Genomic DNA, 25662 nt, shown 5'->3' with positions numbered 1-25662 from the left:
GCATGTCCGAGACCCATGTAGCGGTGCTGATGGGCGGCTGGTCCGCCGAGCGCCCGGTCAGCCTGTCGTCCGGAAAGGCGTGCGCCGACGCGCTGGAGCGCGCCGGCTACCGTGTCACCCGCGTCGACGTCCAGCGCGACGTGGCGCAGCAACTCGCAGAGCTCAGGCCCGACGTGGCCTTCAACGCACTGCACGGACCCTTTGGCGAGGACGGCTGCATCCAGGGCATCCTCGAGATTCTGGAGATCCCCTACACCCACTCCGGCGTGCTTGCCTCGGCGCTGGCCATGAACAAGGTCAAGGCGAAGGCGGTCATGGAGGCGGCCGGCATCCCGGTGACCGACCATGCAGTCGTCGCACGGGGCGAGGCGGCGACGGGCCACGTCATGAAGCCTCCTTACGTGGTCAAGCCGGTGGCGGAAGGCTCCAGCTTCGGCGTGATCATCGTGCGCGCGGACGCCACCCATCCGCCGCAGGAGCTGTACCGGACCGACTGGGCGTTCGGCGAGGCGGTGATGGTGGAGCGCTACATCTCGGGGCGGGAGTTGACCTGCGCCGTGATGGGCGACGAGGCGCTCGGCGTGATCGACATCGTGACCAAGGGCGACGCCTTCTACGATTACGACGCCAAGTACCTGCCAGGCGGGTCGAAACACATCCTTCCGGCGGATCTTAAACCAAATATTTACCAACAAGTTCAAAGATTGGCCCTCGAAGCGCACCGGGCGCTTGGGTGCCGCGGCATCTCGCGGGCCGACTTCCGGTTCGACGACGCGACAGAGACGCTGATCTGTCTCGAAGTGAACACCCAGCCCGGCATGACGCAAACGTCTCTTGCGCCCGAGATGGCGGCCCACGCGGGCTACGATTTCGAGCGGTTGGTGAGCTGGTTGGTGGAGGACGCAAGTTGCCGTCGATGATCGCACGGACAGGCCGGAAAGGACGACGCCAGGGCGCGCGCTTCGACGCGAAGCGCAGCCGCGTGCTCGGCGCCGGCTCGCTCGGTGCGCTCACGGTGCTGGCCGTAACCGTCGCGGCCGGCGTCTCCTACGGTGGCCACACGGACACGGTTCTGGACGCCGCCGGCAACGCGATCGGTTTCGAAGTCGCCCAGGTTCACCTCGACGGCCAGCGCGAGACCTCCGAGAGCGCCATCCTGGCGGCCCTGGGGATCGGGCCTGATTCGTCGCTGCTCTCCGTCGATGCCGGCGAGGCGCGCGAGCGCCTTGTCGCGCTTCCGTGGATCGAGCAGGCGAGCGTCCGCAAGACCTATCCCGGTGCCGTCCACGTGCAGATCCGCGAGCGCTCCGCCGCGGCGCTCTGGCAGCACGGCGCGGACGTCGCGGTCATCGATGCCGACGGCAACATCCTTTCCGACGGGTTCGATGCCCGTTTCGTGTCGCTGCCGCTCCTGGTCGGCACGGACGCCAACAAGCATGTCGGCACGATGCTGACGCTGCTGTCCGGTTTCCCGGAGCTAGAGGGGCGCACCCGCGCCGCCGTCTTCGTCGGCGGCCGGCGCTGGGACGTGCTCCTGACCAACGGCGTGCAGATCCGGCTGCCCGAGCACGGCGCCCGCGAGGCGCTGGCCCGGCTGGTGGACATGGATCGCCGCGAACAGCTCTTCGATCGTGACATCGCCTCCATCGACGTGCGCCTGGACGACCGGATCGTCGTCCGGCCGAGCGAGCAGGCGCTGGCGACCGATGCCAAAGGCAGTGCGTCGTGGAAGCGGCGCGGGGAGGCGCGGATATGACCCTGTTCCTCCCAAGGGGCGGCCACGACGGCCCGCGTCTGTCAAACCGGCGCCCCTCCATCGTCACCGTGCTCGACGTCGGCTCGACCAAGGTCGCCTGCCTGATCGCGCGCCTGAAGCCGCGGCCGCCCGAGGAGGTGATGCCCGGCCGGTCGCACTCCATCGAGGTGGTCGGGTACGGCTACCAGCGCGCCCGGGGCATCAAGTCCGGCGTGGTGGTGGACCTCGACGCGGCGGAGCATGCGGTGCGCCTTGCCGTGGACGCGGCAGAAAGAATGGCCGGAGTTACGGTCGAATCACTTATCCTTACCCAAACGTGCGGGCGCCTGGGCAGTGAAACCTTCACCGCCAAAGTCGATCTCGACAGCGAGTCGGTGAGCGACAACGATATTCGCAAGGTTCTGGCCGCCGGAAGCACGCACTCGGTGAGACAAGGACGCTCCGTCGTGCATGCCCTGCCGATTGGATACACGCTGGACGGTCAGCGCGGCATTCGCGATCCGCGCGGCATGGTCGGCCGCCAGCTCGGTGTCGACGTCCACGTGGTGACCTCCGACGAGGCGCCGCAGCGCAATCTCGGCCTGACCGTCAACCGCTGCCATCTCGACGTGGAGACCATGGTGGCGACCCCCTACGCCAGCGGGCTGTCCACCCTCGTCGACGACGAGGCGGAACTCGGCGCGGCAGTGGTGGACATCGGCGGCGGCACCTCCTCCATTGCGGTGTTCGGGGAAGGGCGCCTGCTGCACGTGGACGCGATCGCCATCGGCGGCCACCACGTTACCCTGGATATCGCCAACGGGCTGTCGATCCGCCTGGACGACGCCGAACGCCTGAAGACGCTGCACGGAACCTGCGTGTCGGTGTCCAGCGACGATCACGACATGCTCACGATTCATCCCGTGGGCGAAGAAGACGGCGGTGCGCCGCTTCAGATTCCTCGCGCTGCGCTGAACCGGATCATCCGGCCGCGCGCGGAGGAAATCCTCGAACTCGTGCGCGACCGGCTGGTCGCGTCCGGATGTTCGAGCCGGGTCGGTCGGCGAATCGTTCTTACGGGCGGCGGCAGTCAACTGACCGGGCTCCTCGACGTCGCGAGGTCGGTGTTCGGCCGCAGCGTCCGGCTTGGCCGGCCGCTCGGTATCGCCGGCTTGCCGCAGGCAGCGAAGGGACCATCCTTCGCCTCGGTCGTCGGTCTTCTGATCTTCCCGCAAGTCGCCGTCCTCGACACCTCCGGCTCAGAGCGCCCGTCGTTCGCCATGACTGGCACCGACGGATACTTCGCCCGGGTCGGACGCTGGCTGAGGGAGAGCTTCTGAACATGGGCAACCAAGACGAGCCAGATTTCGGCACCGAGTGGGACTGGTCGACCACGGACCGCGAGAGCGGCGGAGCGGAAAAGAACAGTGAGGGTGTGATGCCGTCGATTAACCTTAAGACTCCCGACCTGACCGAACTCAAGCCGCGCATCCAGGTGTTCGGCGTCGGCGGCGCGGGCTGCAATGCCGTCAACAACATGATCCAGGCCGGGCTCGAAGGGTGCGACTTCCTCGTCGCCAACACCGACGCGCAGTCCCTGGCTCTCTCCAAGGCGGAGCGCATCATCCAGATGGGCATCGCCGTCACCGAGGGCCTCGGCGCCGGCTCCCAGCCGGACGTCGGCCGCGCCGCCGCGGAGGAGGTGATCGACGAGATCGCCGACCATCTGTCCGGCGCCCACATGGCCTTCATCACCGCCGGCATGGGCGGTGGCACGGGCACCGGCGCCGCTCCGGTGATCGCCCGCGCCGCCCGCGACCAGGGCATCCTGACGGTCGGCGTGGTGACCAAGCCTTTCCAGTTCGAGGGCCACCGGCGGATGAAGCTCGCCGACCAGGGCATCGAGGAGCTGTCGCACCACGTCGACACGCTCATCGTGATCCCGAACCAGAACCTCTTCCGCATCGCCAACGAGCGCACCACCTTCGCCGACGCCTTCGCGATGGCCGACCAGGTGCTCTATTCCGGCGTTGCCTGCATCACCGACCTGATGGTGAAGGAAGGCCTCATCAATCTCGACTTCGCCGACGTCCGCTCGATCATGCGCGGCATGGGCAAGGCGATGATGGGCACCGGCGAGGCGTCCGGCGAGGGCCGCGCCATGCAGGCGGCCGAGGCCGCGATCTCCAACCCGCTGCTCGACGAGACTTCCATGAAGGGCGCCCGCGGCCTCCTGGTCTCCGTCGTCGGTGGCTACGACCTGACCCTCTTCGAGGTCGACGAGGCGACGACCCGCATCCGCGAGGAAGTCGATCCGGACGCCAACATCATCTTCGGCGCCACCTTCGACGAGAGCATGGAAGGCATGATGCGGGTCTCGGTGGTCGCGACCGGGATCGACAAGCCCTTCGAGCAGACCGGCGATCACGACGAGGACGGCGACCGTGTCGTCGCCCTGTCCGACCGCCTGCGCCAGCCCGCCGGTGGCGGTGGCGGCGCCCGCGCCGCCCAGGGCGCCCGCGCCAAGACGACGTCGGTCCCCGAGACCGCTCTCGCCGCGGTGGCCACCGACCTGAACGCCGATGCCGAGCCGGCCGGCTGGTCCGACGTGCGCGCCGCCGAGACGGAGTTCATGGCCGAAGACGAGGACGCCTTCGTCGAGGACGAGGCCTTCGCGGCCGAGGATGCCTTCGACGCGGAGCCGCTCGACGAGGCAGATCTGCTCGACGAGGAGCTGCCGGCGGAGCCGGTCGCGCCGCGTGCGGAGAAGGCCTCCGCCGCTCCGGCCCGCATGCCGCGGATGCCGGAAGCCGACGACCTGCCGCCAGTCAATGCCCCGCGCGAGGTGCGCCGCCGCGAGGAGCCCGGTGACGCCGACAACCGGCGCCCGATGGGCCTGCTGCGCCGCCTCGCGAACGGCCTCGGCCGTCGCGAGGAGGACGAGGACGAGGACTTCGGCCTCGACGATCAGCCGATGCCGCGGGCCCAGCGCCCCCGCGAGGAGCCGGTCCAGCAGGCTGCCCCGCAGCAGCCGGCCCGCCCGGTTGTCCGCGAGGAGGTTCGCGAACCGCAGCAGCAGCGCCGCGCCGACGGCACCGAGTTCGCCCGCCGCGCTCCGCAGACCCGGCCGCAGGGTGACAGCTACCGCCGCCCCCGCACCGCCGGTCAGGAGCCGGAGGCCCGTACCCGGCCCGCCTCGCGTGGCTACAGCGAGGACGATCAGCTGGAAATCCCGGCCTTCCTGCGGCGCCAGGCGACCTGATCCCGCCAGGTCCGGATCAGGGACCGAAACACGAAGGGCCGCCGATGTTCGCATCGGCGGCCCTTTGCATTTTCCGGACGGAGGAGCGAGCCGGATGTCTGCCACCGGTCTCGCGCCCCGGTCAGATGCTCGCCTGGTTGACCCGCTTCGATGCGGCTTCGGCGCTCTCCACCCGTTCGGAATAGCGGTCGGTGAGGGCTGCGGAGCGGCCCCGGGTCATGAGGGTGAATTTCATCAGCTCCTCCATCACGTCGACGATGCGGTTGTAGAAGGGCGAGGCCCGCATGCGGCCATCGTCGTCGAACTCCTGCCAGGCCTTGGCGACGGAGGACTGGTTGGGGATCGTGATCATGCGCATCCAGCGCCCCAGAATGCGCATCTGGTTGACGGCGTTGAAGCTCTGTGAGCCGCCGCAGACCTGCATGACGGCCAGCGTCTTGCCCTGGGTCGGCCGGACGCCGCCGAGTGACAGCGGCAGCCAGTCGATCTGCGCCTTCATCAGCCCGGACATGGCGCCGTGACGTTCAGGGCTCGACCAGACCATGCCTTCCGACCACATGGCCAAATCCCGCAGCTCGGCCACCTTCGAGTGGTTGGCGTCGGCGCCGTCGGGGAAAGGGAGGTCATGCGGATCGAAGAAACGGACCTCTGCGCCGAACCAGGAGAGCAGACGGCCGGCCTCCTCGGCGGCGAAACGCGAGTAGGAGTGCTCGCGCAGGGAACCGTAGAGCAGCAGGATCCGGGGACGGTGGCCCGGATCGTCCGGGCTGGCGTAGAGCGCCGGGTCGATCGGGAGAAGGCTCCCGGGATCGATGTTCGGTAGATCGGTCACACAAGACTCCAGAACTGGAACAGGATGCCGGCGGCAAACGATCCGGAGAGCGCCAGCGCCAGGTAAAGAACGAAGACGGGCGGCCGGACCAGCGCCCAGACGGCCAGGGCCGCTGGCAACGACGTGACGCCGCCGGCGACCAGAAAAGCCAGGCCCGCACCGGGCGCCATGCCCTGACCGATAAGGCCGGACACGAACGGCAGGGCGGCATAGCCGTTCAAATAGGCCGGAACGCCGACCAGTGTCGCCGTGGCGATGGGAACGACGCCGTCGCCGCCCAGGGTTCGGGCGATCAGCTCGGCTGGGATCCAGGCCAGCATGAGGCTCTCCAGAAGGAAGGCGAGCGTCAGCCACTTCGCAAGGAACAGGCCGCTCTTGACGCCTTCGCGACGGAAACTGATGCGGCGCTGGCTGTCTGTCCAGAAGCGCCAGACGACGGGCTTGCGCGCGCGGACCCTGGAGCCGCCGCATCCGCCGTTGCCGACACCGTCGCGCAACGGATTGTCGAGCCGGCCGCCGCGTGCCAGCGCGTGCACCGCGAACCCGCCAAACAGGCCGAGCCCGATGGCCGCCAGCGTCTTGGCGGTGGCGAATTCCAGTCCCAGAACGCCGCTCGTCAGCAGGAACATGGACGGGTCCATTACCGGCGAGGCGAGCCAGAACGCCATCACGGCCGACAGGGGCACGCCCATCGCCAGGAGGGCCGCGATCAGCGGGATCACGCCGCAGGAGCAGAACGGCGAGAGCGCGCCGGCAAGCGCGCCCATGAGGATCATGACAAGGGGAGAGCCGGCGAAAGCGCGGGCAATCAGCCCGTCCGCCCCGGTCGCCGTGGCGGTGGCGGCAAAGGCGACGGACACCAGCAGGTAAGGCGCGATCTCGACGAGGTTCTTCAGCGTGAAACCCGCGCTGGCCGTTGCCTGCGACGGTGCGAGAATGGCGAGGGCGGCGAGGATCGCGGCTGTTACCAGCCAGACGCGGTCGAGCCGGGTGAGCCGGCGGGCGACATCGGCGGCGAGAGAGCGTTGAACCAGCGACGTATCAGACATGACGATACACCTAGATTAGTGGTTTCTTCGAGCCAAAAAATAGGCCGCCGGGTCAGGCGGCGTCTGCATCAATCAGTTTGACGCCGGAACAGCACTCAGCGGTCAGGAAAGAGACCGTTCCGGTCATGGCGGTATAATCGACCCGGTTCACGATCTGCCGGCCCTGCCGCTCCTGGATCACCAGGCCCGCGTCCACGAGCGTTCCGAGATGATGGGCAAGCGTCGAAGCGGGCATTTCCAGATGGCGGCCGATCTCGCCGACATTCAGACCGTTCCGGCCCGCGCGAACGAGCAGGCGAAAGACCTCCAGCCGGGTTTCATGTCCCAGGGCGGCGAGCGAGCGGGCGACGGATTCGATCGTGTTCATAGAAGTCATTCATAACCAAAAAACTAGTTATGTCAATTCTTCCCGGTTTTCGGCGCTTTGCGCGGGGTGCGTGGGGGAGGGAACGGGTCATGCAGGTGGCACCGAACTACGCCGCGGCAGCCTGCAGTTACCCTTTGTCCACCACGTTACATTCCGTAACAGAGCTTGATTCCGTTCTGCAGGGCAGCATCGCTAGGTTCTGGCCGTTCAATTTCGCCGGCCCGTCCGATTCCCGTCGCCTGGTCCGGCCCACCCCAAGGCCCGCTTAGTATTGGGCAGTAAGGCGATCCTATGGTGCATCTCGACACGTCCCGGCAGACCACTCTCGCACGCGAAGTGGAGCTCACGGGCACGGGCGTCCATTCCGGCGCTCCGGTCACGATCACCATTGTGCCGGCTGATGCCGACACGGGCATCCGCTTCCGGCGCATCGACGGCACCGCCGGTCCTGCCGTTCCGGCGGTGTGGCAGTCTGTGGCCGCCACCGAGCTCTGCACCATGCTGGCCGGCTCCGACGGGCGCACCATCGGCACCATCGAGCATCTGATGGCGGCCTTTCGCGGGCTGGGCATCGACAACGCCCTTGTCGAGATCGACGGCCCCGAGCTTCCCATCATGGACGGCAGCGCCGCGGACTTCGTCGAAGAGCTCGAGATCGCTGGCCTGTATCCGCTGGCCACGCGCCGCCGCATGCTCCGCGTGCTGAAGCCGGTTCGCGTCGAGAGCAAGGGCGCCGTGGCCGAGCTGCTGCCGCACGACATGCCGCGCTTCGAGATCGAGATCGACTTCGCCGGGACCCTGATCGGCAAGCAGGCGATGGCCTTCAACCTCACCCCGGGCGTGTTCCGCAAGGAGCTGGCCCGCGCACGCACCTTCGGCTTCCTGCACGAGGTCGAGGCGCTCTGGGCGATGGGCTACGCTCGCGGGTCCTCGCTGGACAACGCCGTGGCCATCGACGGTGACCGGATTCTGAACCCCGAGGGTACTCGCTGGGCCGACGAATTCGTGCGCCACAAGGCGCTGGACGCCGTCGGCGATCTTGCGCTGGCTGGCCACGCGATCCTGGGTCTCTACCGCTCCTCCAAGGGCGGTCATCGTCTCAACTACGAGATGGTGAAGGCGCTCTTCGCCGACAGCGCCAACTACGAGATCGTGCCTGCGCCGGCCGTGGCCGCGCCGGAGCTGCCGGCCCAAGTCCGCGAACTCGCGGTCTGAGATCCGGCCGCGGGTGGATCCGGAAGCCGGTTCAACCAGTCGCTTCTTTTTCCTGCAGGGCGGTAGCTCGACGCGACCGGCACCTCCGCCCCGGCGCTTGCGTCGTCGAGGCGCGGGGAAACGTCGCGTGCGTCACAGTTCTGCTCAATTCGGAGGCCAGCACCTGAGCGGTCATTTTCCGCGCGGGTGACCCGCCCATCCGCCGGCTGATCCCGTCCTGCGCGCCCCGCCTCCGCGAGGCGCTGGTGGGGATGATCCGCCGGTAGAGGTTCGGTATGGTCTCGCGGCAATGCCCCGAATCGGTCGGGGCCCTGACTGGATCTGGCGACGGAGCGAGTGGTCTGCCGATGAAGCGAAGCGTCTTTGCCCTGGTGTCCCTGGCGATGCTGGCCGCGTGCTCGTCCAACGATGCCGACAAGCTGGCGTTCCAGGACGTTCCGGCCGACCAGCTCTACAACGAAGCCCTCGTTCTCCTGAACGACGGCGACTACAAGGAAGGCATGGTCAAGCTCCAGGAGGTTGACCGGCTGCATCCCTATTCGGAATGGGCCCGAAAGTCGCTCGTGATGCTGGCCTACGCCAACTATCAGCGCGGCCGCTACGAGGAGGCGATCAACGCCGCCCAGCGCTACCTGGCGCTCTATCCGGGCCACGAGGACGCGCCGTACGCCCAATACATCATCGGCAACTCCTATTTCCGGCAGATCCCCGACATCACGCGGGATCAGGAGATGACCCAGAAGGCGCTCGCCGCCATGGATGAGCTGGTCCGCAACTATCCGGACTCAGAGTATGCCGACGACGCGCGCCACAAGATCCAGGTCACCCGCGACCAGCTCGCCGGCAAGGAGATGGAGGTCGGCCGCTACTATCTGGAGCGCGACGACTATCTCGCCGCCATCAACCGATTCCGCGTGGTGGTGGAGCAGTACCAGCAGACGCGCCACATCGAGGAGGCGCTATTCCGGCTGACCGAAGCCTATTATGCTATCGGCATCATTCCGGAAGCGCAGACGGCTGCCGCGGTGCTGGGTCACAACTTCCCCGATTCGCGGTGGTACAAGGATGCCTATTCTCTCCTGAAGACGGGTGGGTATGAGCCGAGCGAGAACAAGCGGAGCTGGATCAGCCGCTCCTTCGAGGGCTTCAATCTGCTTTAGGCAGGCGCGCGGCCGCGCCGGGAAACCGGCGCGGTGGCTGCCGGATCCCGTTTCCATCCCTGGCTGCAAAGCGGCCGGTGCACCGACATGCTGACACGTCTATCGATCCGGGACATCGTCCTCATCGACCGGCTGGACCTCGACCTCTCCGAGGGGCTGACCGTGCTCACGGGCGAGACCGGCGCCGGCAAGTCGATCCTGCTCGATTCGCTGTCGCTGGCGCTCGGGGCGCGCGGCGATGCAGCGCTGGTGCGGCACGGCTGCAGTCAGGGCCAGGTCACGGCCGTGTTCGACGTGGGGCCGGTCCATCCCGTCCTCACGCGCCTGGAAGAGAACGGCATCGATACCGATGGCGATCTCATTTTGCGCCGCCTCCAATCCTCCGATGGCCGCTCCAAGGCCTTCGTCAACGACCAGCCGGTGAGCGTCTCCCTGCTGAAGGAGATCGGCGCGCAGCTGGTCGAGATCCACGGCCAGCATGCCGATCGGGCGCTGATCGACCCGGCCGTTCACCGCGACCTTGTCGATGCCTTCGGCGGGCTTGCCGGCGATGTGCAGATGGTGCGCGAGGCCTGGCGCGCACGGCGCGAGGCGGAGAAGGCGCTGGCCGACGCCGAGGCCCGCATCGAGGCGGCGCGGCGGGAGGCCGATTTCCTGCGCTCCGCCGTGACCGAGCTGGTGGCCCTTGAGCCCGAGCCCGGCGAGGAGGAGACGCTTGCCGAGCGCCGCCACCAGATGATGCAGGTGGAGAAGATCGCCGGCGATCTCACCGACGCCTATTCCGAACTGGATGGCCAGGCTTCGCCGATCCCCGCCCTGTCCAGCCTGATGCGCCGCCTGGCGCGAAAGGCGGAAACGGCCCCCGATATTCTCCAGGCGCCTGCCGATTCGCTCGGCAAGGCGCTCGACCACCTGGAGGAGGCCCGCGCCTCGCTGGGGGATGCGATCGCCCGCACCGATTTCGACCCGCGCGTTCTCGAAGCCACCGAGGAGCGCCTGTTCGCCCTGCGCGCGGCCTCCCGGAAATATCAGGTTCAGGTCGACGAGCTGCCGGCGCTGCGCGACCGGATGGTGGCCGACCTTGCCGACCTCGATGCCGGCGAGGAGCGTCTGGTGGCCCTTACCGCGGCGGTGACGGAGACGACGGCCGCCTACCGCGCAGCCGCCGAGCGCCTGTCGGACGCCCGGCAGCAGACGGCCCGGACGCTGGAGGCGGCGGTTGGCGATGAGCTGCCGTCGCTGAAGCTGGAGCGTGCCACCTTCGAAGTGCGCACCGAGCGGGTCGAGGAGGGCGGCGGCGCCGACGGCATCGACCAGGTGGAGTTCTGGGTGCGCACCAACCCGGGCACGCGACCGGGGCCGATGATGAAGGTGGCCTCGGGCGGCGAGCTCTCGCGCTTCCTGCTGGCGCTCAAGGTGTCGCTGGCCGGACGCGGCTCGGCACCGACGCTGGTCTTCGACGAGATCGATTCGGGCGTCGGGGGCGCGGTGTCGGAGGCCATCGGCATGCGGCTCGCCCGTCTGGCCGGCACGGTCCAGGTTTTGACCGTCACCCATGCGCCCCAGGTGGCGGCGCGGGCGGCCGACCACATGCTGATCGCCAAGGAACCGCTGAAGAGCGACCAGGTCGCCACGCGCGTGCGGCTGATCGAGGGCGACCACCGGCGCGAGGAAATCGCCCGGATGCTCGCCGGCGCCACGATCACCGACGAGGCCCGTGCGGCGGCGGAAAAGCTGATGGCTGCATCCTGATCGCGTCGAGACCCGGGACCCGCGTTGCCGGAGTCCGGGCCAAGCGGCCTATCGGCCCCAGCTCATGCGAGCGAGGATGTCGTCGCGGTCGACGAGATGATGCTTGAGGGCCGCGGCGACATGAACCGCCAGCACCGCCAGCATCACCCACGCGCTCCAGGCATGGACGACTTCGGCCGCATCGGCGATCGCGGCGACGCCGGGCACCCACGGATCGGGCATGGCGAAGAGGTCGAAGACGCGGTTCTCGATGCCGAGGAAATCCTGGGTGGGCGAGGCCGCCGACATGACCCACCCCGACAGCGGCATGATCAGGATTAGGAGATAGAGCAGGCCGTGGCTGGCGTGTGATGCGGCCTTCTGCCAGCGCGGCATGGCGGCCGGCAAGGCGGGTGAGCGGCGATTGAGCAGCCGCCAGGCCACCCGCGCGACGGCGAGGCAGAACACGACGAAGCCCCAGCTCTTGTGCAACTGGAACAGGCTGAACTGCTCGCTCACGTCGGACACGAAGTCCGTCATGTAGAGGCCGAGGCCGAGTTGGAACAGGATGATCGCGGCGATCGACCAGTGAAGGAGCCGGGCCGGCCAGCCCCAGCTGGACGTGGTGTTGGTGGTCTGCATGGCGGGTCACCGGATGATGGCGGGGCGGCACAATTGGCCGGGGGTGGTGCCGGCCGGCCGGCGGGGGCCCGTCGGCCGGGCCCCCGGGGGATGTCCGGACCGCGCGGGTCCGGACGATGGCGTCGTCAGCTCTTGTTGTTGAGCTCGACGTTGATGGTCACCGGGAGGACCGCTCCGATGGCCGGCGCGTAGGCGTCGACGCCGAACTCGGTGCGGTCGATCTCGCCGGTCAGCGTGAAGCCGGCAACCTGGGTGCCCTTGGCGATGGGGCTCTCGCCGATCTGGTTGACCTCGGCCTGGAAGGTGACCGGCTTGGTCACGTCCTTGATCGTCAGGTCGCCGGTGATCTCGGCGGTGCCGTCACCGTTGTCCTTCACGGACGTGGAGGAGAAGGTGATCTCCGGGTAGGCCTCGACGTCGAGGAAGTCGGACCCCTTGATGTGCTGGTCGCGCGCGTCCCAGAAGGTGGTGATCGCGGTGGCGTCGAGGACCACGTTGAACTTGGCGGCCTCGAGGTTGTCCGGATCGAAAGCCTCGATGGTCGCCTCGACCGTCGGGAAGACGCCGGTCACGTCGGAGTAGCCGAAGTGCTCGACCTCGAAGACGACGGCGGTGTGGGACGGGTCGAGCTGCCAGTCGGCCAGCGCGACGGCCGGGGTGAAGGCGAGGGCGGAGGCGAGAAGGGCGGTGCGGATCAGCATGTGAGGCGAAGCTCCTGTTGCGATTGCGAAGTGCCGCCAAGATGGGCGTTTCGCAGCGCGGGAAAAGCGGCGCCGGGGAAACAGCCCGTTCGCGATCCGGGAACAGTCGCGGCAGACCTGAAAGTGTGCGAGAGAGATCGCAAAAGCTTGATCGGGAGTTGGAGCCGACGGTGGCGAAATCCGCAGACAAGACCGCCGACGAGGGCGGATCGGAAACCAGCATCGACAGGCTGACCGCGGTCGAGGCAGCCGAGGAGCACGCACGGCTCGCCACCGAGATCCGCGAGCACGACACACGCTACTACCGGGAGGACGCGCCGAGCGTGTCCGACGCGGAGTATGATGCGCTGCGCCAGCGTTTGCAGGCGCTCGAGGCGGCGTTTCCCGACCTCGTCACTCCTGACAGCCCGACACAGACGGTGGGGGCCGCTCCCAGCGAAGCCTTCGCCGAGGCCCGCCACGCGGTGGCGATGCTGTCGCTGGACAACGCCTTTTCCGATGAGGAAGTGGACGATTTCGTTGCCCGAATCCGCCGCTTCCTGCGCCTCGGCGAGGATGGGGAGCTGATCTTCACGGCCGAGCCCAAGATCGATGGCCTGTCGCTCAACTTGCGATACGAGAAGGGCCGCCTGGTGGTGGCGGCGACCCGCGGCGACGGCACCGTTGGCGAGGCGGTGACCGCGAACGCGAAGACCATCGATGACATTCCGCAGACGCTGCCCAAGGGCGCGCCGGACGTGGTGGAGGTGCGCGGCGAGGTCTACATGACCCATGCCGACTTCCGCGCCCTCAACGAGCACATGCAGGCCGAGCACGGCCGGGTCTTCGCCAACCCGCGCAACGCGGCGGCGGGCTCGCTGCGCCAACTCGACCCGAAGGTGACGGCCAGCCGGCCGCTCAGGTTCTTCGCCTATGCCTGGGGCGAGATCCCGGAGCTGCCGCGCGACACCCAGTACGACATGGTGGAGCTGTTTCAGAGCTGGGGCTTTTCCACGAACCCGCTGATGCGGCGCTGTTCCACGGCTTCGGACATGATCGCCGTCTACCACGAGATCGAGGAGGGCCGGTCCGGCCTCGGCTACGACATCGACGGCGTCGTCTACAAGGTCGACCGGCTCGACTACCAGCGCCGGCTCGGCTTCGTGTCGCGGTCGCCGCGCTGGGCGATCGCGCACAAGTTTCCCGCCGAGCAGGCAACGACGGTGCTGAACGCCATCGAGATCCAGGTGGGCCGGACCGGCGCGCTGACCCCCGTGGCCAAGCTGGAGCCAGTGACGGTGGGCGGCGTCGTGGTCTCCAACGCCACGCTGCACAATGAGGACGAGATCGCCCGCAAGGACGTGCGCGTCGGCGACACCGTCGTCGTGCAGCGCGCCGGCGACGTGATCCCGCAGGTGGTGAGGGTGCTGGAGGAGCACCGGCCGGAGGGGGCCGAGCGCTACGTGTTCCCCACCACGTGCCCGGTGTGCGGCAGCCATGCGGCCCGGGAGATCAACCCCCGCACCGGCAAGGAAGATGTGGTGCGCCGCTGCACCGGCGGCCTGATCTGTCCGGCGCAGGCGGTTGAGCGGTTGAAGCACTTCGTCTCCCGCGCTGCCTTCGACATCGAGGGGCTGGGCGCCAAGCAGGTGGAGGCCTTTCACGAGGACGGCCTGATCCGGACGCCGGCCGACATCTTTACGCTCGAGGCGCGCGACAAGCAGAACCTGAAGAAGCTGAAGGACCGGGAAGGGTGGGGCCCGACATCGGTCAAGAAGCTGTTCGAGGCGATCGATACGCGCCGCACGATCGCGCTGCGCCGCTTCATCTTCGCGCTGGGTATCCGCCATGCCGGCGACATCACCGCCAAGCTTCTGGCGGAAGCCTACGGCACCTGGGAGGCTTTCGAGACCGCGATGACGGCGCTCGCCAGCGGCGACCAGGCGGCCCACGACGAGCTCGTCGCCCATGACGGGATCGGCGAGACGGTGGCGGAAGCGCTGGCGCAGTTCTTCGCGGAGGAGCACAACTTGGAGGCCGTCGCCGCTCTCCTGGAGCAGGTGACGCCGGAAAAGGCCGAGGTCCGCGCCATCGACAGCCCCGTGGCCGGCAAGACGATCGTGTTCACGGGCACGCTGGAGAAGATGACCCGGGACGAGGCCAAGGCCCGGGCGGAAGCCCTGGGTGCCAAGGTGTCGGGCTCGGTGTCGTCCAAGACCGACATCGTCGTTGCCGGGTCGGGCGCCGGCTCCAAGCTGAAGAAGGCGCAGGACCTGAAGCTCGAGGTCCTCGACGAGGACGAGTGGATCGCGCTTGTCGACGGCGCCTGAGCCGTTTCCCAACAGTCCCCGCGAAAAGGACCCGACAGCCCCATGACACGGCCCTCCGTGACCGAATTCCTGCCTGCCGCCATCGAGGCTGGGGAGGCCATCCTGCGGCTCTATGCGCAGGGGACCCCGGTGGAGAGGAAGGAGGGCGGCTCGCCGGTGACGGAGGCTGACCGGGCAGCCGAGGCGATCATCCTGGCACATCTCGCCCGGCTTGCGCCGGACATCCCGGTGATCGCTGAGGAGGAGGTCGCGGCCGGCCGGGTGCCGGAGACCGGTGGGACCTTCTTTCTGGTGGACCCGCTCGACGGCACGCGGGAGTTCATCAACGGCAACGGCGAGTTCACCGTGAACATCGCGCTGATCGCGGATCATGCACCCTACTGGGGCATCGTCTCGGTGCCGGTGTCGGGCGAACTCTTCTACGGCACGATGCTCGACGGCGCCTTCGCCGCACGGATCGAGAGCGGTGGCCTGGGCGAGTCCTTTGCCATCGGCGTCCGGGAAACGCCGCCGGAGGGGCCGACCGTGCTGGCCAGCCGCTCGCACCGGTCCGCCGAGACCGACGCCTTCATCGAGCGGGCCGGGGCGGCCGATATCGTCTCGGCCGGGTCGTCGCTGAAATTCTGCCGGATCGCGGCGGGCAAGGCCGATCTCTACCCGCGCCTAAGCCCAACGATGGAATGGGACACCGCGGCCGGTGACGCCGTGCTGCGTGCGGCCGGCGGCTCGGTGGTGACGCTGGACGGCGATGCGCTGGCCTACGGCAAGCGGGGGCGGGTGGAGGAGACGGACTTCCTCAACCCGTCGTTCGTCGCGTCGGGCGGACGAGTAGATCCGAAGTTGCTGAAGGGCTGAGCCGGGGCCAGCGTGAGCGCAGCAAACATCCCGCCCCTACAGCGGGATGTTGTCGTGCTTCTTCCAGGGGTTCTCCAGCGTCTTGTTGCGCAGGAGACGGAGGGCACGAGAGATCCGGCGGCGGGTCGACTGCGGCATGATCACCTCGTCGATATAGCCGCGCTCGGCGGCCACGAACGGGTTGGCGAACTGCGTTTCGTATTCCGCGATGCGTCCGGCGATCTTTTCCGGGTCGGAGAGCTCGGACCGGTAGAGGATCTCCGCGGCACCCTTGGGCCCCATTACGGCGATCTCGGCGGTGGGCCAGGCGTAGTTCACGTCACCGCGCAGGTGCTTCGACGCCATGACGTCGTAGGCGCCGCCATAGGCCTTGCGGGTGATGCAGGTGATCTTCGGTACCGTCGCCTCGGCGTAGGCGAACAGCAGCTTGGCGCCGTGCTTGATGAGCCCGCCATATTCCTGAGCCGTCCCCGGCAGGAAGCCAGGCACGTCGACGAAGGTCACGATGGGGATGGAGAAGGCATCGCAGAAGCGCACGAAGCGCGCGGCCTTGCGGCTGGCGTCTATATCGAGCACGCCGGCCAGCACCATCGGCTGGTTTGCGACGATGCCGACGGTGCGACCCTCCATGCGGCCGAAGCCGGTGAGGATGTTTTTCGCGAAGCTTTCCTGCAGCTCGAAGAAGTCGCCCTCGTCGACGACCTTCAGGATCATTTCCCGCATGTCGTAGGGCTTGTTGGGATTGTCCGGGATCAGCCGGTCGAGCGAGGCTTCGGTGCGCTCGGGATCGTCGTAGCACTCGATTTCGGGAATCTCGGCGACGTTCGACGCCGGCAGCATGTCCACCAGGCGGCGCACCTGCAGCAGCGTATCGACGTCGTTGTCGTAGGCGCCATCGGCGATCGACGACTTGGTCGTGTGGATGGAGGCGCCGCCGAGCTCTTCAGCCGTGACGGTCTCGTTGGTGACGGTCTTCACCACGTCCGGGCCGGTGACGAACATGTAGCTCGTGTCGCGGACCATGAAGATGAAGTCGGTCATCGCCGGCGAATAGACGTCGCCGCCGGCGCAGGGGCCCATGATGACGGAGATCTGCGGGATCACGCCGGAGGCCAGCACGTTGCGCTGGAAGACCTCGCCGTAGCCGCCGAGGGCGGCGACGCCTTCCTGGATGCGGGCGCCGCCGGCATCGAACAGGCCGATCACCGGCACGCGGTTGCGCACGGCCATGTCCTGGATCTTGCAGATCTTCTGGGCGTGGGTCTCAGACAGCGATCCACCGAAGACGGTGAAGTCCTTGGCGAAGACGTAGACGGTGCGGCCGTTGATGGTGCCCCAGCCGGTGACGACGCCGTCGCCGGGATACTTGGTGTCTTCCATCCCAAAGTCGGTGCAGCGGTGTTCGACGAACATGTCGAACTCCTCGAACGACCCTTCGTCGAGGAGGATCTCCAGCCGCTCGCGGGCCGTCAGCTTGCCGCGCTCGTGCTGGGCGTGGATCCGCTTCTCGCCGCCGCCGAGACGGGCGACCGCGCGCCGGGCTTCCAGTTCGCCGAGTATTTCCTTCACAGGCATGGTCCTCCCAAAGGGCCGCGCATCCGGGCGTTTCCTCGCGCATAGCACGCACGCGCGAAAGACAGAAGCGCATCGCCGCCGCACGGACGCCCGCACGCGATCGATGCACTTTGCAGTCGACCGGTCCGGGGGCGTAGAGTGCCACCCCAATCCCAAGCCGAGTGGCGCCTTGTCTCCTTCCAGCCAGGACTTTCCCGCCTACCGGATGTGGGCCGCCGCATGGGCGGTGACGGCGGTGTTCGCGCTCTCCAACGCCACCCAGCCGCTCTATGTCCGCTGGCAGGACGAGATCGGTTTCTCCGCAAGCACCATCACGGTCATCTTCGCCGTCTATATCGGCGGAATGCTCGGCGCTCTGCTGGTTGCCGGCCAGCTGTCCGACCGCTATGGCCGCAAGCCGGTGCTGCTTCCCGGCATCGCCTGCGGCCTCGTCGCCGCTGCCCTGTTCGCGCTGGCCGACAGCGTGGCCATGCTGCTGGTCGCCCGCTTCCTCGGCGGGGTCGCCGGCGGCACGACCATCTCGGTGGGGGCGGCGGCCATCGTCGATCTCGGCGGACCGGAGCGGCGCCGGCGCGCCTCCCTGCTTGCCTCCGTGGCGCCGGTGCTGGGCGCAGCGATCGGCCCGCTGCTGGCCGGCGGGTTTTCCGAACTGCTTGCGCAGCCGATTCGACCGGTCTTCTCGGTGGTGTTCGCCTCAATTCTGTCGGCGTTCGTGGTGGTGGCGCTGCTTCGGTTTCCGCCGCTCGGGGAAGGCCAACCCCGGCGCTTCGGGATGCCACGTATCCCAGCCGGCAACGGGCTCAACCTCGCCGCCGGCATCGCCGTCTTCGCCCCTTCCATGGCTGCGACCTCGTTCGTGCTGTCGCTCGGACCATCGGTGCTTTCGAAGCTTCTCGGGGTCACGAGCCCGCTGGTGGCGGGAGGCAGCGCGTGCCTGATGTTCATCGCAGCGAGTGGGGTGCAGTTCGCCGTGCGTGGCCTCGCCGTGCGGCGGCTGCTGCTGCTTGGCGCGGCTACGACGCTTGCCGCGACCGTGTCGACGGCGCTGGCAGTGGACCTGTCGAGCGAAATCCTCCTTATCGCCGCCGCGCCGCTGGCCGGAGCCGCGCAGGGCCTGGCGCAGCTCGGTGGTTTCACGCTTATCGGTCTGCATGTTCCCTCCGGCAACCGGGCGGAGGCAATGGCCCTGTTCTCCTTCGGCGGTTACCTGGTAGGCGGACTGTCGGCCGTGGCGACGGGCGTACTCGTCGACGCCTACGGGCAAGCGAACGGGATGACCGTGTTTGCCGCCGCCCTGGGGGTCGCCGCGCTCGTCGGAGCGCTGTTCGTACGGTTCAAGCTGCCACGCGGCTGAGCGGCCTGGGGCGGCGCTGCGATCAGCCGGTGGGCTCGCGACCGCGCACCGGAGCGCTGGCGGCCAGCGCGGCGCCGAGCGTGTCGTCCTTCTCGCCCGACGTTTCGATGGTCGCCCAGGAGAGATCGCCGATATCGTAGCCGTTCTGGGCGCGGACCACGGCGGCATCGGCGTCGGAGGCGTCGCCGCGGCGGGCCGTGACCCGCTCCTCAAGCGCCGGGATCGGCGCCTGGAGCCACAGGCCGGAGAAGGCCGCCTCGGCGTCCGCAGCGACCCGTTCCGCAGCCCGACGCTCTCCCTCCGCGGCGAATACGGCGTCCACCAGGACGCCCTGACCGGCTCCAAGCGCGATGCGGGCCTGCGCGAGCATGTCGTCGTAGACCGCGTCGGACGATGTCCGGGTGTAGGTTTCCTTCGGCAGGCGCTCGGTCAGGGCCACGCCCGCATGGCGCTTGCGGATGATGTCGGTGCGCAGGTGGACGGCGCCCGGCGGCCGGCCGATAGATGGGGCGAGGCGACGCGACAGGGTCGTCTTGCCGGTTCCCGAAAACCCGCCCACCGCCACGAGACGCGGCTCTTCCGGTGCCAGGAAGTCACAGGCGGTCCGGAAGGCGTCGACGGCGTCGTCCGCGGCTGCACGGCGCTCTTCACCCTCCAGGAAACCCATGCGGGCGGCCGTGACCTTCGCCCGAATGGCGGCGCGCATCATCAGGAAGAAGGGGAAGGCGGCGAGCGCGGCCAGGTCGCTGCGGTCGCCGTGGACGGTGAGGTAGCGGTTGAAGACGCGGGAGGCCTCCGCGCGGTGGCCGTGGCGCCAGATGTCCATCACCAGGAAGGCAAGGTCGTAGAGAACGTCGCCGGTGGCGATGCGGTCGTCGAACTCGATGGCGTCGAAGAACAGCGGTGCGCCGTCGGTCATGGCGACGTTGCCCAGATGGGCATCGCCGTGAAGGTGACGGATCCGCCCCTCCGCGCCACGCGCCGCTAGCAGCGGCCGGATGCGGGCCAGCGCTTCCCGGGCGCGTCGATCGAGCGTCCGCGCTTCGTCCTCGGGGAAGAGGTCCGGCGCCCGCGCGAAGGACGCGGCATTGTCGTCGAGATAGGTCTCCAGGTCGGCGATCCAGGGCTCGGCCTCGCGACGGGCCGCTTCGCCGTGGGCCTCGGCCAGCCGGTCGCCGAGTGCGTCCAGCACGTCCGGGGGAAGCGGACCATTCAGGATCGTGCGGTCGAGCGTCGCCGTCTCGTCGAAGCGCTGCATGTGGACGGCCCACTCTACCGGCACGCCGTCGCCGTCGATGGCCAGCCTGCCTTCCGCATCGCGCGTGATGGCCACGACGCCGTGATAGATCTGGCCGGCATAGGCCCGATTGACCTCCATCTCACGCTCGCAGGCCGCGCGGCGCTTCTCCAGCGTCGAGAAGTCGAGATAGGGGTAGCGCACGGCCCGCTTGATCTTGAAGGCGTCTTCGCCGGCAAGGATGACAATGGCGGCGTGCGTTTCCAGGCGCTGCGGCCGGTGGCCGCCATGGGTGGCGGCATCCTCCAGGAAGGCGAGGACGCGGGCCTGCAGATCCGTTTCGGCATCGGTGGACGGGTCGTCGGGCATTTCCTGCACCTCGCTGGTCCGGCATGCTCAGAAAACACCGCGACGTCGCCCGATCGATTGACACGCGTCAAGGCGAACAACGGGTGCACAGGGTCGTTTCGGAATGAGTGAGCCGAGTTCCGGGCCAACGTGTCGATTGAAGGTCCGGCCGCGGAAACCGACATGAAGAGACAGGGGCGCCACAGGCCCGTGGCAGCCGCGCCAGGAGAAAACGCATGGGCGACAACGCGCTGAAGAAGATCCGCCTCAATCTCGCGCGGACCAAGGACTTTCCGCATGGCTCCAGCCAGCACGGCTACGAGTTCGTCGCGCCGCTCGACGAGGACGGGCATATCGACGCCGAAGTCTGGCGGGCCGAGCGCGACAAGTGCCGCGTGCGCCGGTTCTGGGGCGACGAGGAGTGGGACATCGGTCATCTCGTGCACGGGCCGGGCGGGCGCTGGGCCTTCCGCTACGACATCGACGGCGACGAGGACGACGAGGGCGGCTACCGCTTTGCCGCGCATCCGTTCGTGCCGGGCGAGTATGTCTCCATCCGCGACGACGAGGGCGAGATGCACACTTTCACCGTGGTGACGGTGGAGGATCTCTGAGGGGCGGGCGCCCGGTTTCCGACGCAGCCACGCCGGCCGCTGACACAAAAAAAAAGGCCCGGCACAATCGGCCGGGCCTTTCTCGTTCGATGGGTCGGCTTCACCCGGCAGCGGCCACCGCGCGCTTGGCCATGACCGTTACCAGGTGCGCCCGGTACTCAGGCGAGCCGTGCAGATCGCCGATCATGTCGTCCGGCGAGACGGTGATCGAGGCGACCGCGTCCGGCGACCAGTTGGCCGCGAGCGCCTGCTCCATCTCCGGCACCCGGAAGACGCCGTCAGACCCGGCACCGGTGACTGCCACGCGGACCGATCCGTCCTTCAGCTTCACCGCCATCACGCCGCACATGGCGTAACGGGAGGCCGGGTTGCGGAACTTCTCGTAGCCGGCCTTCTCCGGCGCCGGGAAGGAGATCTTCACGATGACCTCGTCCTCCTCCAGCGCCGTCTCGAACATGCCGGTGAAGAAATCGTCCGCCGACAGGGCCCGCTTGTTGGTGTGGACCGTGGCATTGAGGCCGACGAGGGCGGCGGGATAGTCCGCCGCCGGGTCGTTGTTGGCGACCGAGCCGCCCATGGTGCCCATGTTGCGCACCGCGGGATCGCCGATCAGGCCGGCGAGGGCGGCAAGCGCCGGGATCGCCGACTTCACCGCATCGGAGGAATGCACCTCATAGTGGGTGCTCGCGGCGCCCACGGTGACGGTGTCGCCGTCCAGGGTGATCCCCTTGAGCTCGGGGATCTTCGTCAGGTCGACCAGGTCGGTCGGGGCGGCGAGGCGCTGCTTCATCGTGGCGAGCAGGGTCTGGCCGCCGGACAGGAACTTGCCGTCTTCCGCTCCGCCAAGCTTGGCGACCGCGTCGTCCAGCGAAGAGGCCTTGTGGTAGGTCGTGGCGTACATGGCGTCGTTTCCTTGCTCGGATCTCAGGCGGCCGCGGCCGACGAGGACCTCAGCGCCGCCCACACCCGCTGCGGGGTGGCGGGCATGGCGAGGTCGTTGCGGCCGATGGCATCGGTGAGGGCGTTGATGAGGGCGGGCGGCGAGCCGATGGCACCGGCCTCTCCGCAGCCCTTCACGCCGAGGGGATTGCCGGGGCAGACGGTCTCCGTCGTCATGACGTTGAACGACGGCAGGTCGTCGGCCCGGGGCATGCAGTAGTCCATGAACGAGGCGGTCACGAGCTGGCCCGACTCGTGGTCGTAGACGCAGCCTTCCAGAAGCGCCTGACCGATGCCCTGGGCGAGCCCGCCGTGGACCTGGCCTTCCACGATCATCGGATTGATGATCCGGCCGAAATCGTCGGCGGCGACGAACTGCACGATCTCCGTCACGCCCGTGTCCGGATCGATCTCGACCTCGCAGACATAGGAACCGGCGGGGAAGGTGAAGTTGGTCGGGTCGTAGAAGGAGGTCTCCTTCAGGCCCGGCTCCATGCCTTCCGGCAGGTTGTGCGCGGTGTAGGCGGCCAGCGCCACTTCGTGGAAGGCGAGCGCGCGGTCGGTGCCGGCCACCTTGAAGGAGCCGTCCTCCAGGACAATGTCGCCCTCCGCGGCTTCCATCAGGTGCGCCGCCAGCTTCTTCGCCTTGGCTTCCACCTTGTCGAGCGCCTTGAACACCGCCGACAGGCCGACGGCTGCGGACCGCGACCCGTAGGTGCCCATGCCGAACTGCACCTTGTCGGTATCGCCGTGGACGATGGAGACGGTGTCGGTCGGCACGCCGAAGCGCTCGTTGATGATCTGGGCGAAGGTCGTCTCGTGGCTCTGGCCGTGGCTGTGGGTACCGGTCAGGACCTCGATGGTGCCCACCGGGTTCACCCGGACCTCGGCCGATTCCCACAGGCCGACACCGGCGCCGAGCGAGCCCACCGCCTGGGACGGGGCAATGCCGCAGGCCTCAATGTAGCAGGACAGGCCGATGCCCCGCTTCTTGCCACGGCTCTCCGCCTCGGCCCGGCGTGCCGGGAAGCCGGCATAGTCGGCCGCCTTGAGCGCAGCGTCGAGGCTCGCGTCGTAGTCGCCGGCGTCATAGGCCATGATCACCGGTGTCTGGTGCGGGAAGGCCCGCACGAAGTTCTTGCGGCGCAACTCCGCCGGATCGACGCCGAGCTCGCGCGCGGCCGTCTCCATCAGCCGTTCGACGACGAAGGTCGCCTCGGGCCGCCCGGCGCCGCGATAGGCGTCGACGGGGCTGGTGTTGGTGTAGACGGCCTGCACCTCCGCGAAGATCTGCGGGATGGCGTACTGGCCGGAGAGCAGCGTCGCGTAAAGGTAGGTCGGCACCGACGACGAGAAGGTCGACATGTAGGCGCCGAGATTGGCGATGGTCTTCACGCGCAGGCCGAGGACGCGGTTGTCAGCGTCGAAGGCGACCTCGGCGTGCGTGACGTGATCGCGGCCGTGGGCGTCGGTCAGGAACGCCTCGGTGCGATCTGCCACCCATTTGACCGGCCGGCCGCCGACCTTGCGCGACGCCCACAGGCAGGCGGTCTCTTCCGGATAGATGAAGATCTTGGAGCCGAAGCCGCCGCCGACGTCCGGGGCCACCACGCGCAGCTTGTGCTCGGGCGCCATGCCGACGAAGGCGGACAGCACGAGCCGGGCGACGTGCGGGTTCTGGGTGGTGTTGTAGAGCGTGAAGTGCTCCTCGGCCTGGTCGTAGGAGCCGATCGCGGCGCGAGGCTCCATGGCATTCGGCACGAGACGATTGTTGACGAGGTCGATCTTCGTGACGTGGGCGGCGTTCGCGAACTGGCCTTCGGTGGCCGCCTCGTCGCCGATGGTCCAGTCGTAGATGAGGTTGCCCTCGGCCTCCGGGTGGATCTGCGGAGCGCCCGCAGCGGTCGCCTTCGCCGGGTCGGTGACGGCCGGCAGTTCCTCGTAATCGACCTCGACGGCTTCCGCCGCGTCACGCGCCTGGTCGCGCGTCTCGGCGACCACGATGGCGACCGCGTCGCCCACGTAGCGCACCGTGTCGGCGGCCAGCGCCGGATGGGCCCCCATCTTCATGGGTGAGCCGTCGCGCGAGTGGATCATCCAGCCGCAGATGAGGCCGCCGATCTTATCGGCGGCGAGATCGTGGCCGGTGAGCACGCCCACCACGCCGGGCATCTTCTCCGCGGCGGAGGTGTCGATCGAACGGACCTTCGCATGGGCGTGCGGCGAGCGCACGAAGACGCCATGCGTCATGTCCTTCAGTTCGATGTCGTCGGTATAGCGTCCTCGTCCGGTAATGAACCGCTTGTCTTCCTTGCGCAGCACGCGTGCGCCGAATCCTTCCGCACCCATAGTCTCGTCCTCCCGATCGTATGTGCCGTTTTTCGGCTTTATTGCTGCGTGGATTACTCGGCCGCTTCGGCCACCTCCGACCCCTCTGCCACCGCCTGGATGGCCTTCACGATGTTGTGGTAGCCGGTGCAGCGGCAGATGTTGCCTTCCAGCTCGTGGCGGATGGTCTTCTCGTCGAGCGAGGCGCCGTGGCGGCGGACGATGTCGACGCCCATCATGATCATGCCCGGGGTGCAGAAGCCGCACTGCAGGCCGTGGTGCTCGCGGAACGCCGCCTGCATCGGATGCAGCTCGTCGCCCTTGGCGAGGCCTTCGATGGTGGTGATCTCGGCGCCTTCGGCCTGACCGGTAAGCACCGTGCATGCCTTCACCGGCTTGCCGTCCATGTGCACGACGCAGGCGCCGCACTGGGTGGTGTCGCAGCCGACATGCGTGCCCGTCAGTCCGAGGGTTTCGCGCAGGAACGACACGAGGAGAGTCCGGTCCTCCACATCGCCCGAAACCGCCCGTCCGTTGACGGTCATGGAAACTTTGGTCATCCAGCCCTCCCTTATATCGCGGCTGTCGTTTCTCGGATCGCGCGTCCGATCCTTGATCGACACTGTGGCAGTCTTTGAAACTCCATCAATTAAAAATTAGCAGCAGGACGATGACGACTGCAAAGGCAATCAGTCCCCACATCCAGGGACCGCCAAGGGTGCCCTTGCCAGCCTCGACCTCAAGCCGCTCCTCGGCCTCGTGATAGGCCTCCTCCACCTCGTGCTCGATCTCGCCGAGGGTCGAACGGTGATGCTCTGCGGTCGGCGCGGGAATGGGCTTGATGGCGGATGGCGCCGGTTCGGCCCGTGCGGCCGCCGGCGCGGGGGAGGCGGCGGGGGCAGCCGCCGCGGCGGCAGGCTTTCGGTCGGACGCGGCTTCGGACCCGCCCGCCGGCGGCGCCGAGCCGACCTTCTGCGATAGGCAGGAGAAGAACTCATCGGCGTATTTCTTGGCGGTGGAATCCACCAGGCGCGAGCCGAGCTGTGCTAGTTTGCCGCCGATCTGGGCGGTCGCCCTGTAGGTCAGGAGCGTTTCGCCCTCGTGCTCGGCGAGGTTCACGTCGGCGGAGCCCTTGGCGAAGCCGGCCACGCCGCCCTTGCCTTCGCCGGCGATGGTGTAGCTGGTTGGCGGGTTCAGGTTCTGCAGGGTGACGTGACCGTTGAACGTGGCCTTGACCGGGCCGACCTTGGCCTGGACGACCGCCGACATTTCCGTGTCCGACGCCTTGTCGAGCGACTTGCAGCCCGGGATGCAGGCCTTCAGGATCTCGGGATCGTTGAGGGCCTCCCACACCGCCTCGCGGCTGGCGGGAATCCGGTATTCCCCAGACATCTCCATGGCGCGGTCTC

Annotated in this window: 22 protein-coding genes; 11 read left to right on the top strand and 11 right to left on the bottom strand. The window is 68.1% G+C overall.

All coding sequences use genetic code 11. From position 1 onward, the window contains the following. The first annotated feature begins 2 nt into the window (after positions 1 to 2). The 4 genes from C507_RS0112075 to ftsZ all read left to right on the top strand — a co-directional run bounded on the left by C507_RS0112075 (position 3) and on the right by ftsZ (position 4997). Positions 3 to 920, top strand: coding sequence for a D-alanine--D-alanine ligase (locus tag C507_RS0112075; RefSeq protein ID WP_018699961.1), 918 nt, complete (start codon positions 3 to 5; stop codon positions 918 to 920). Further along, a complete protein-coding gene (locus C507_RS21180) occupies positions 917 to 1756 on the top strand; it encodes a cell division protein FtsQ/DivIB (protein ID WP_018699960.1) in 840 nt (279 codons plus the stop codon). Before C507_RS0112075 ends, C507_RS21180 begins: the two co-directional genes overlap by 4 nt. Next, entirely contained in the window at positions 1753 to 3075 is a 1323-nt protein-coding gene (ftsA, locus tag C507_RS0112065) for a cell division protein FtsA (RefSeq protein ID WP_018699959.1), read from the top strand. The genes C507_RS21180 and ftsA overlap by 4 nt, the downstream gene beginning before the upstream one ends. Before the next feature lie 98 nt (positions 3076 to 3173). Then, complete coding sequence (ftsZ, locus tag C507_RS0112060) at positions 3174 to 4997, top strand: cell division protein FtsZ (RefSeq protein ID WP_040401074.1); 1824 nt, start codon at positions 3174 to 3176, stop codon at positions 4995 to 4997. 121 nt (positions 4998 to 5118) lie between these two features. Here ftsZ and arsH read toward each other — a convergent pair whose 3' ends face one another. The 3 genes from arsH to C507_RS0112045 are packed head-to-tail and all read right to left on the bottom strand — an operon-like array spanning position 5119 to position 7245. Beyond that, positions 5119 to 5829: an arsenical resistance protein ArsH gene (arsH, locus tag C507_RS23100; protein WP_018699957.1), complete on the bottom strand. Its 711-nt coding sequence runs from the start codon at positions 5827 to 5829 to the stop codon at positions 5119 to 5121. Further along, on the bottom strand, positions 5826 to 6878 hold the full coding sequence (locus C507_RS23095) for a permease (RefSeq protein ID WP_018699956.1): 1053 nt from the start codon (positions 6876 to 6878) through the stop codon (positions 5826 to 5828). Before C507_RS23095 ends, arsH begins: the two co-directional genes overlap by 4 nt. Positions 6879 to 6930: 52 nt before the next feature. Beyond that, positions 6931 to 7245: an ArsR/SmtB family transcription factor gene (locus tag C507_RS0112045; protein ID WP_018699955.1), complete on the bottom strand. Its 315-nt coding sequence runs from the start codon at positions 7243 to 7245 to the stop codon at positions 6931 to 6933. Positions 7246 to 7536: 291 nt separating this feature from the next. Here C507_RS0112045 and lpxC point away from each other — a divergent pair, with 291 nt between their 5' ends. From lpxC to recN, 3 genes are all read left to right on the top strand, one after another. Further along, the gene (lpxC, locus tag C507_RS0112040) at positions 7537 to 8460 is read left to right on the top strand and encodes a UDP-3-O-acyl-N-acetylglucosamine deacetylase (RefSeq protein ID WP_018699954.1); all 924 of its coding nucleotides are present in this window, start codon (positions 7537 to 7539) and stop codon (positions 8458 to 8460) included. Positions 8461 to 8807: 347 nt separating this feature from the next. Continuing rightward, entirely contained in the window at positions 8808 to 9620 is an 813-nt protein-coding gene (locus tag C507_RS0112035) for an outer membrane protein assembly factor BamD (protein WP_018699953.1), read from the top strand. Positions 9621 to 9707: 87 nt separating this feature from the next. Beyond that, positions 9708 to 11372, top strand: coding sequence for a DNA repair protein RecN (gene recN / locus C507_RS0112030; protein WP_026319046.1), 1665 nt, complete (start codon positions 9708 to 9710; stop codon positions 11370 to 11372). A 48-nt stretch (positions 11373 to 11420) separates the two neighbouring features. On the opposite strand, the gene C507_RS0112025 is transcribed toward recN, so the two are convergent. Then, on the bottom strand, positions 11421 to 11993 hold the full coding sequence (locus C507_RS0112025) for a cytochrome b (protein WP_018699951.1): 573 nt from the start codon (positions 11991 to 11993) through the stop codon (positions 11421 to 11423). A 125-nt stretch (positions 11994 to 12118) separates the two neighbouring features. After that, positions 12119 to 12694 carry a YceI family protein gene (locus tag C507_RS0112020; protein WP_018699950.1) on the bottom strand — a complete coding sequence of 192 codons (576 nt, stop codon included), beginning with the start codon at positions 12692 to 12694 and terminating at the stop codon, positions 12119 to 12121. Between the two features lie 158 nt (positions 12695 to 12852). On the opposite strand from C507_RS0112020, the gene ligA reads away from it, so the two are divergent. After that, positions 12853 to 15003 (top strand): NAD-dependent DNA ligase LigA, encoded by a 2151-nt coding sequence (ligA, locus tag C507_RS0112015; RefSeq protein WP_018699949.1) that lies wholly within the window; start codon positions 12853 to 12855, stop codon positions 15001 to 15003. Between the two features lie 42 nt (positions 15004 to 15045). Then, positions 15046 to 15858 (top strand): 3'(2'),5'-bisphosphate nucleotidase CysQ, encoded by an 813-nt coding sequence (gene cysQ / locus C507_RS0112010; RefSeq protein WP_018699948.1) that lies wholly within the window; start codon positions 15046 to 15048, stop codon positions 15856 to 15858. A 36-nt stretch (positions 15859 to 15894) separates the two neighbouring features. Here cysQ and C507_RS0112005 read toward each other — a convergent pair whose 3' ends face one another. Then, the gene (locus tag C507_RS0112005) at positions 15895 to 17427 is read right to left on the bottom strand and encodes an acyl-CoA carboxylase subunit beta (protein ID WP_018699947.1); all 1533 of its coding nucleotides are present in this window, start codon (positions 17425 to 17427) and stop codon (positions 15895 to 15897) included. A 175-nt stretch (positions 17428 to 17602) separates the two neighbouring features. Here C507_RS0112005 and C507_RS0112000 point away from each other — a divergent pair, with 175 nt between their 5' ends. Next, positions 17603 to 18787 (top strand): MFS transporter, encoded by a 1185-nt coding sequence (locus C507_RS0112000; protein WP_245559682.1) that lies wholly within the window; start codon positions 17603 to 17605, stop codon positions 18785 to 18787. A 22-nt stretch (positions 18788 to 18809) separates the two neighbouring features. Here C507_RS0112000 and C507_RS21175 read toward each other — a convergent pair whose 3' ends face one another. Continuing rightward, positions 18810 to 20393 (bottom strand): bifunctional aminoglycoside phosphotransferase/ATP-binding protein, encoded by a 1584-nt coding sequence (locus C507_RS21175; protein ID WP_018699945.1) that lies wholly within the window; start codon positions 20391 to 20393, stop codon positions 18810 to 18812. 215 nt (positions 20394 to 20608) lie between these two features. Between C507_RS21175 and C507_RS0111990 the strand changes: the two genes are divergently transcribed. After that, positions 20609 to 20986 carry a hypothetical protein gene (locus C507_RS0111990; protein WP_018699944.1) on the top strand — a complete coding sequence of 126 codons (378 nt, stop codon included), beginning with the start codon at positions 20609 to 20611 and terminating at the stop codon, positions 20984 to 20986. Positions 20987 to 21086: 100 nt separating this feature from the next. Here C507_RS0111990 and C507_RS0111985 read toward each other — a convergent pair whose 3' ends face one another. From C507_RS0111985 to C507_RS0111970, 4 genes are all read right to left on the bottom strand, one after another. Further along, complete coding sequence (locus tag C507_RS0111985) at positions 21087 to 21887, bottom strand: FAD binding domain-containing protein (protein WP_018699943.1); 801 nt, start codon at positions 21885 to 21887, stop codon at positions 21087 to 21089. Positions 21888 to 21910: 23 nt separating this feature from the next. After that, on the bottom strand, positions 21911 to 24274 hold the full coding sequence (locus C507_RS0111980; RefSeq protein WP_018699942.1) for a xanthine dehydrogenase family protein molybdopterin-binding subunit: 2364 nt from the start codon (positions 24272 to 24274) through the stop codon (positions 21911 to 21913). A 53-nt stretch (positions 24275 to 24327) separates the two neighbouring features. After that, positions 24328 to 24813, bottom strand: coding sequence for a (2Fe-2S)-binding protein (locus C507_RS0111975; protein ID WP_018699941.1), 486 nt, complete (start codon positions 24811 to 24813; stop codon positions 24328 to 24330). 85 nt (positions 24814 to 24898) lie between these two features. Then, entirely contained in the window at positions 24899 to 25651 is a 753-nt protein-coding gene (locus C507_RS0111970; protein ID WP_018699940.1) for an SRPBCC family protein, read from the bottom strand. Positions 25652 to 25662: the final 11 nt, after the last annotated feature.

This window comes from Amorphus coralli DSM 19760, from assembly GCF_000374525.1.
Classification (GTDB): Bacteria; Pseudomonadota; Alphaproteobacteria; order Rhizobiales; family Amorphaceae; genus Amorphus; species Amorphus coralli.
The sequence above is the reverse complement of the archived record's forward strand: the minus strand, read 5'-3'. Positions and strand labels throughout refer to the sequence as shown.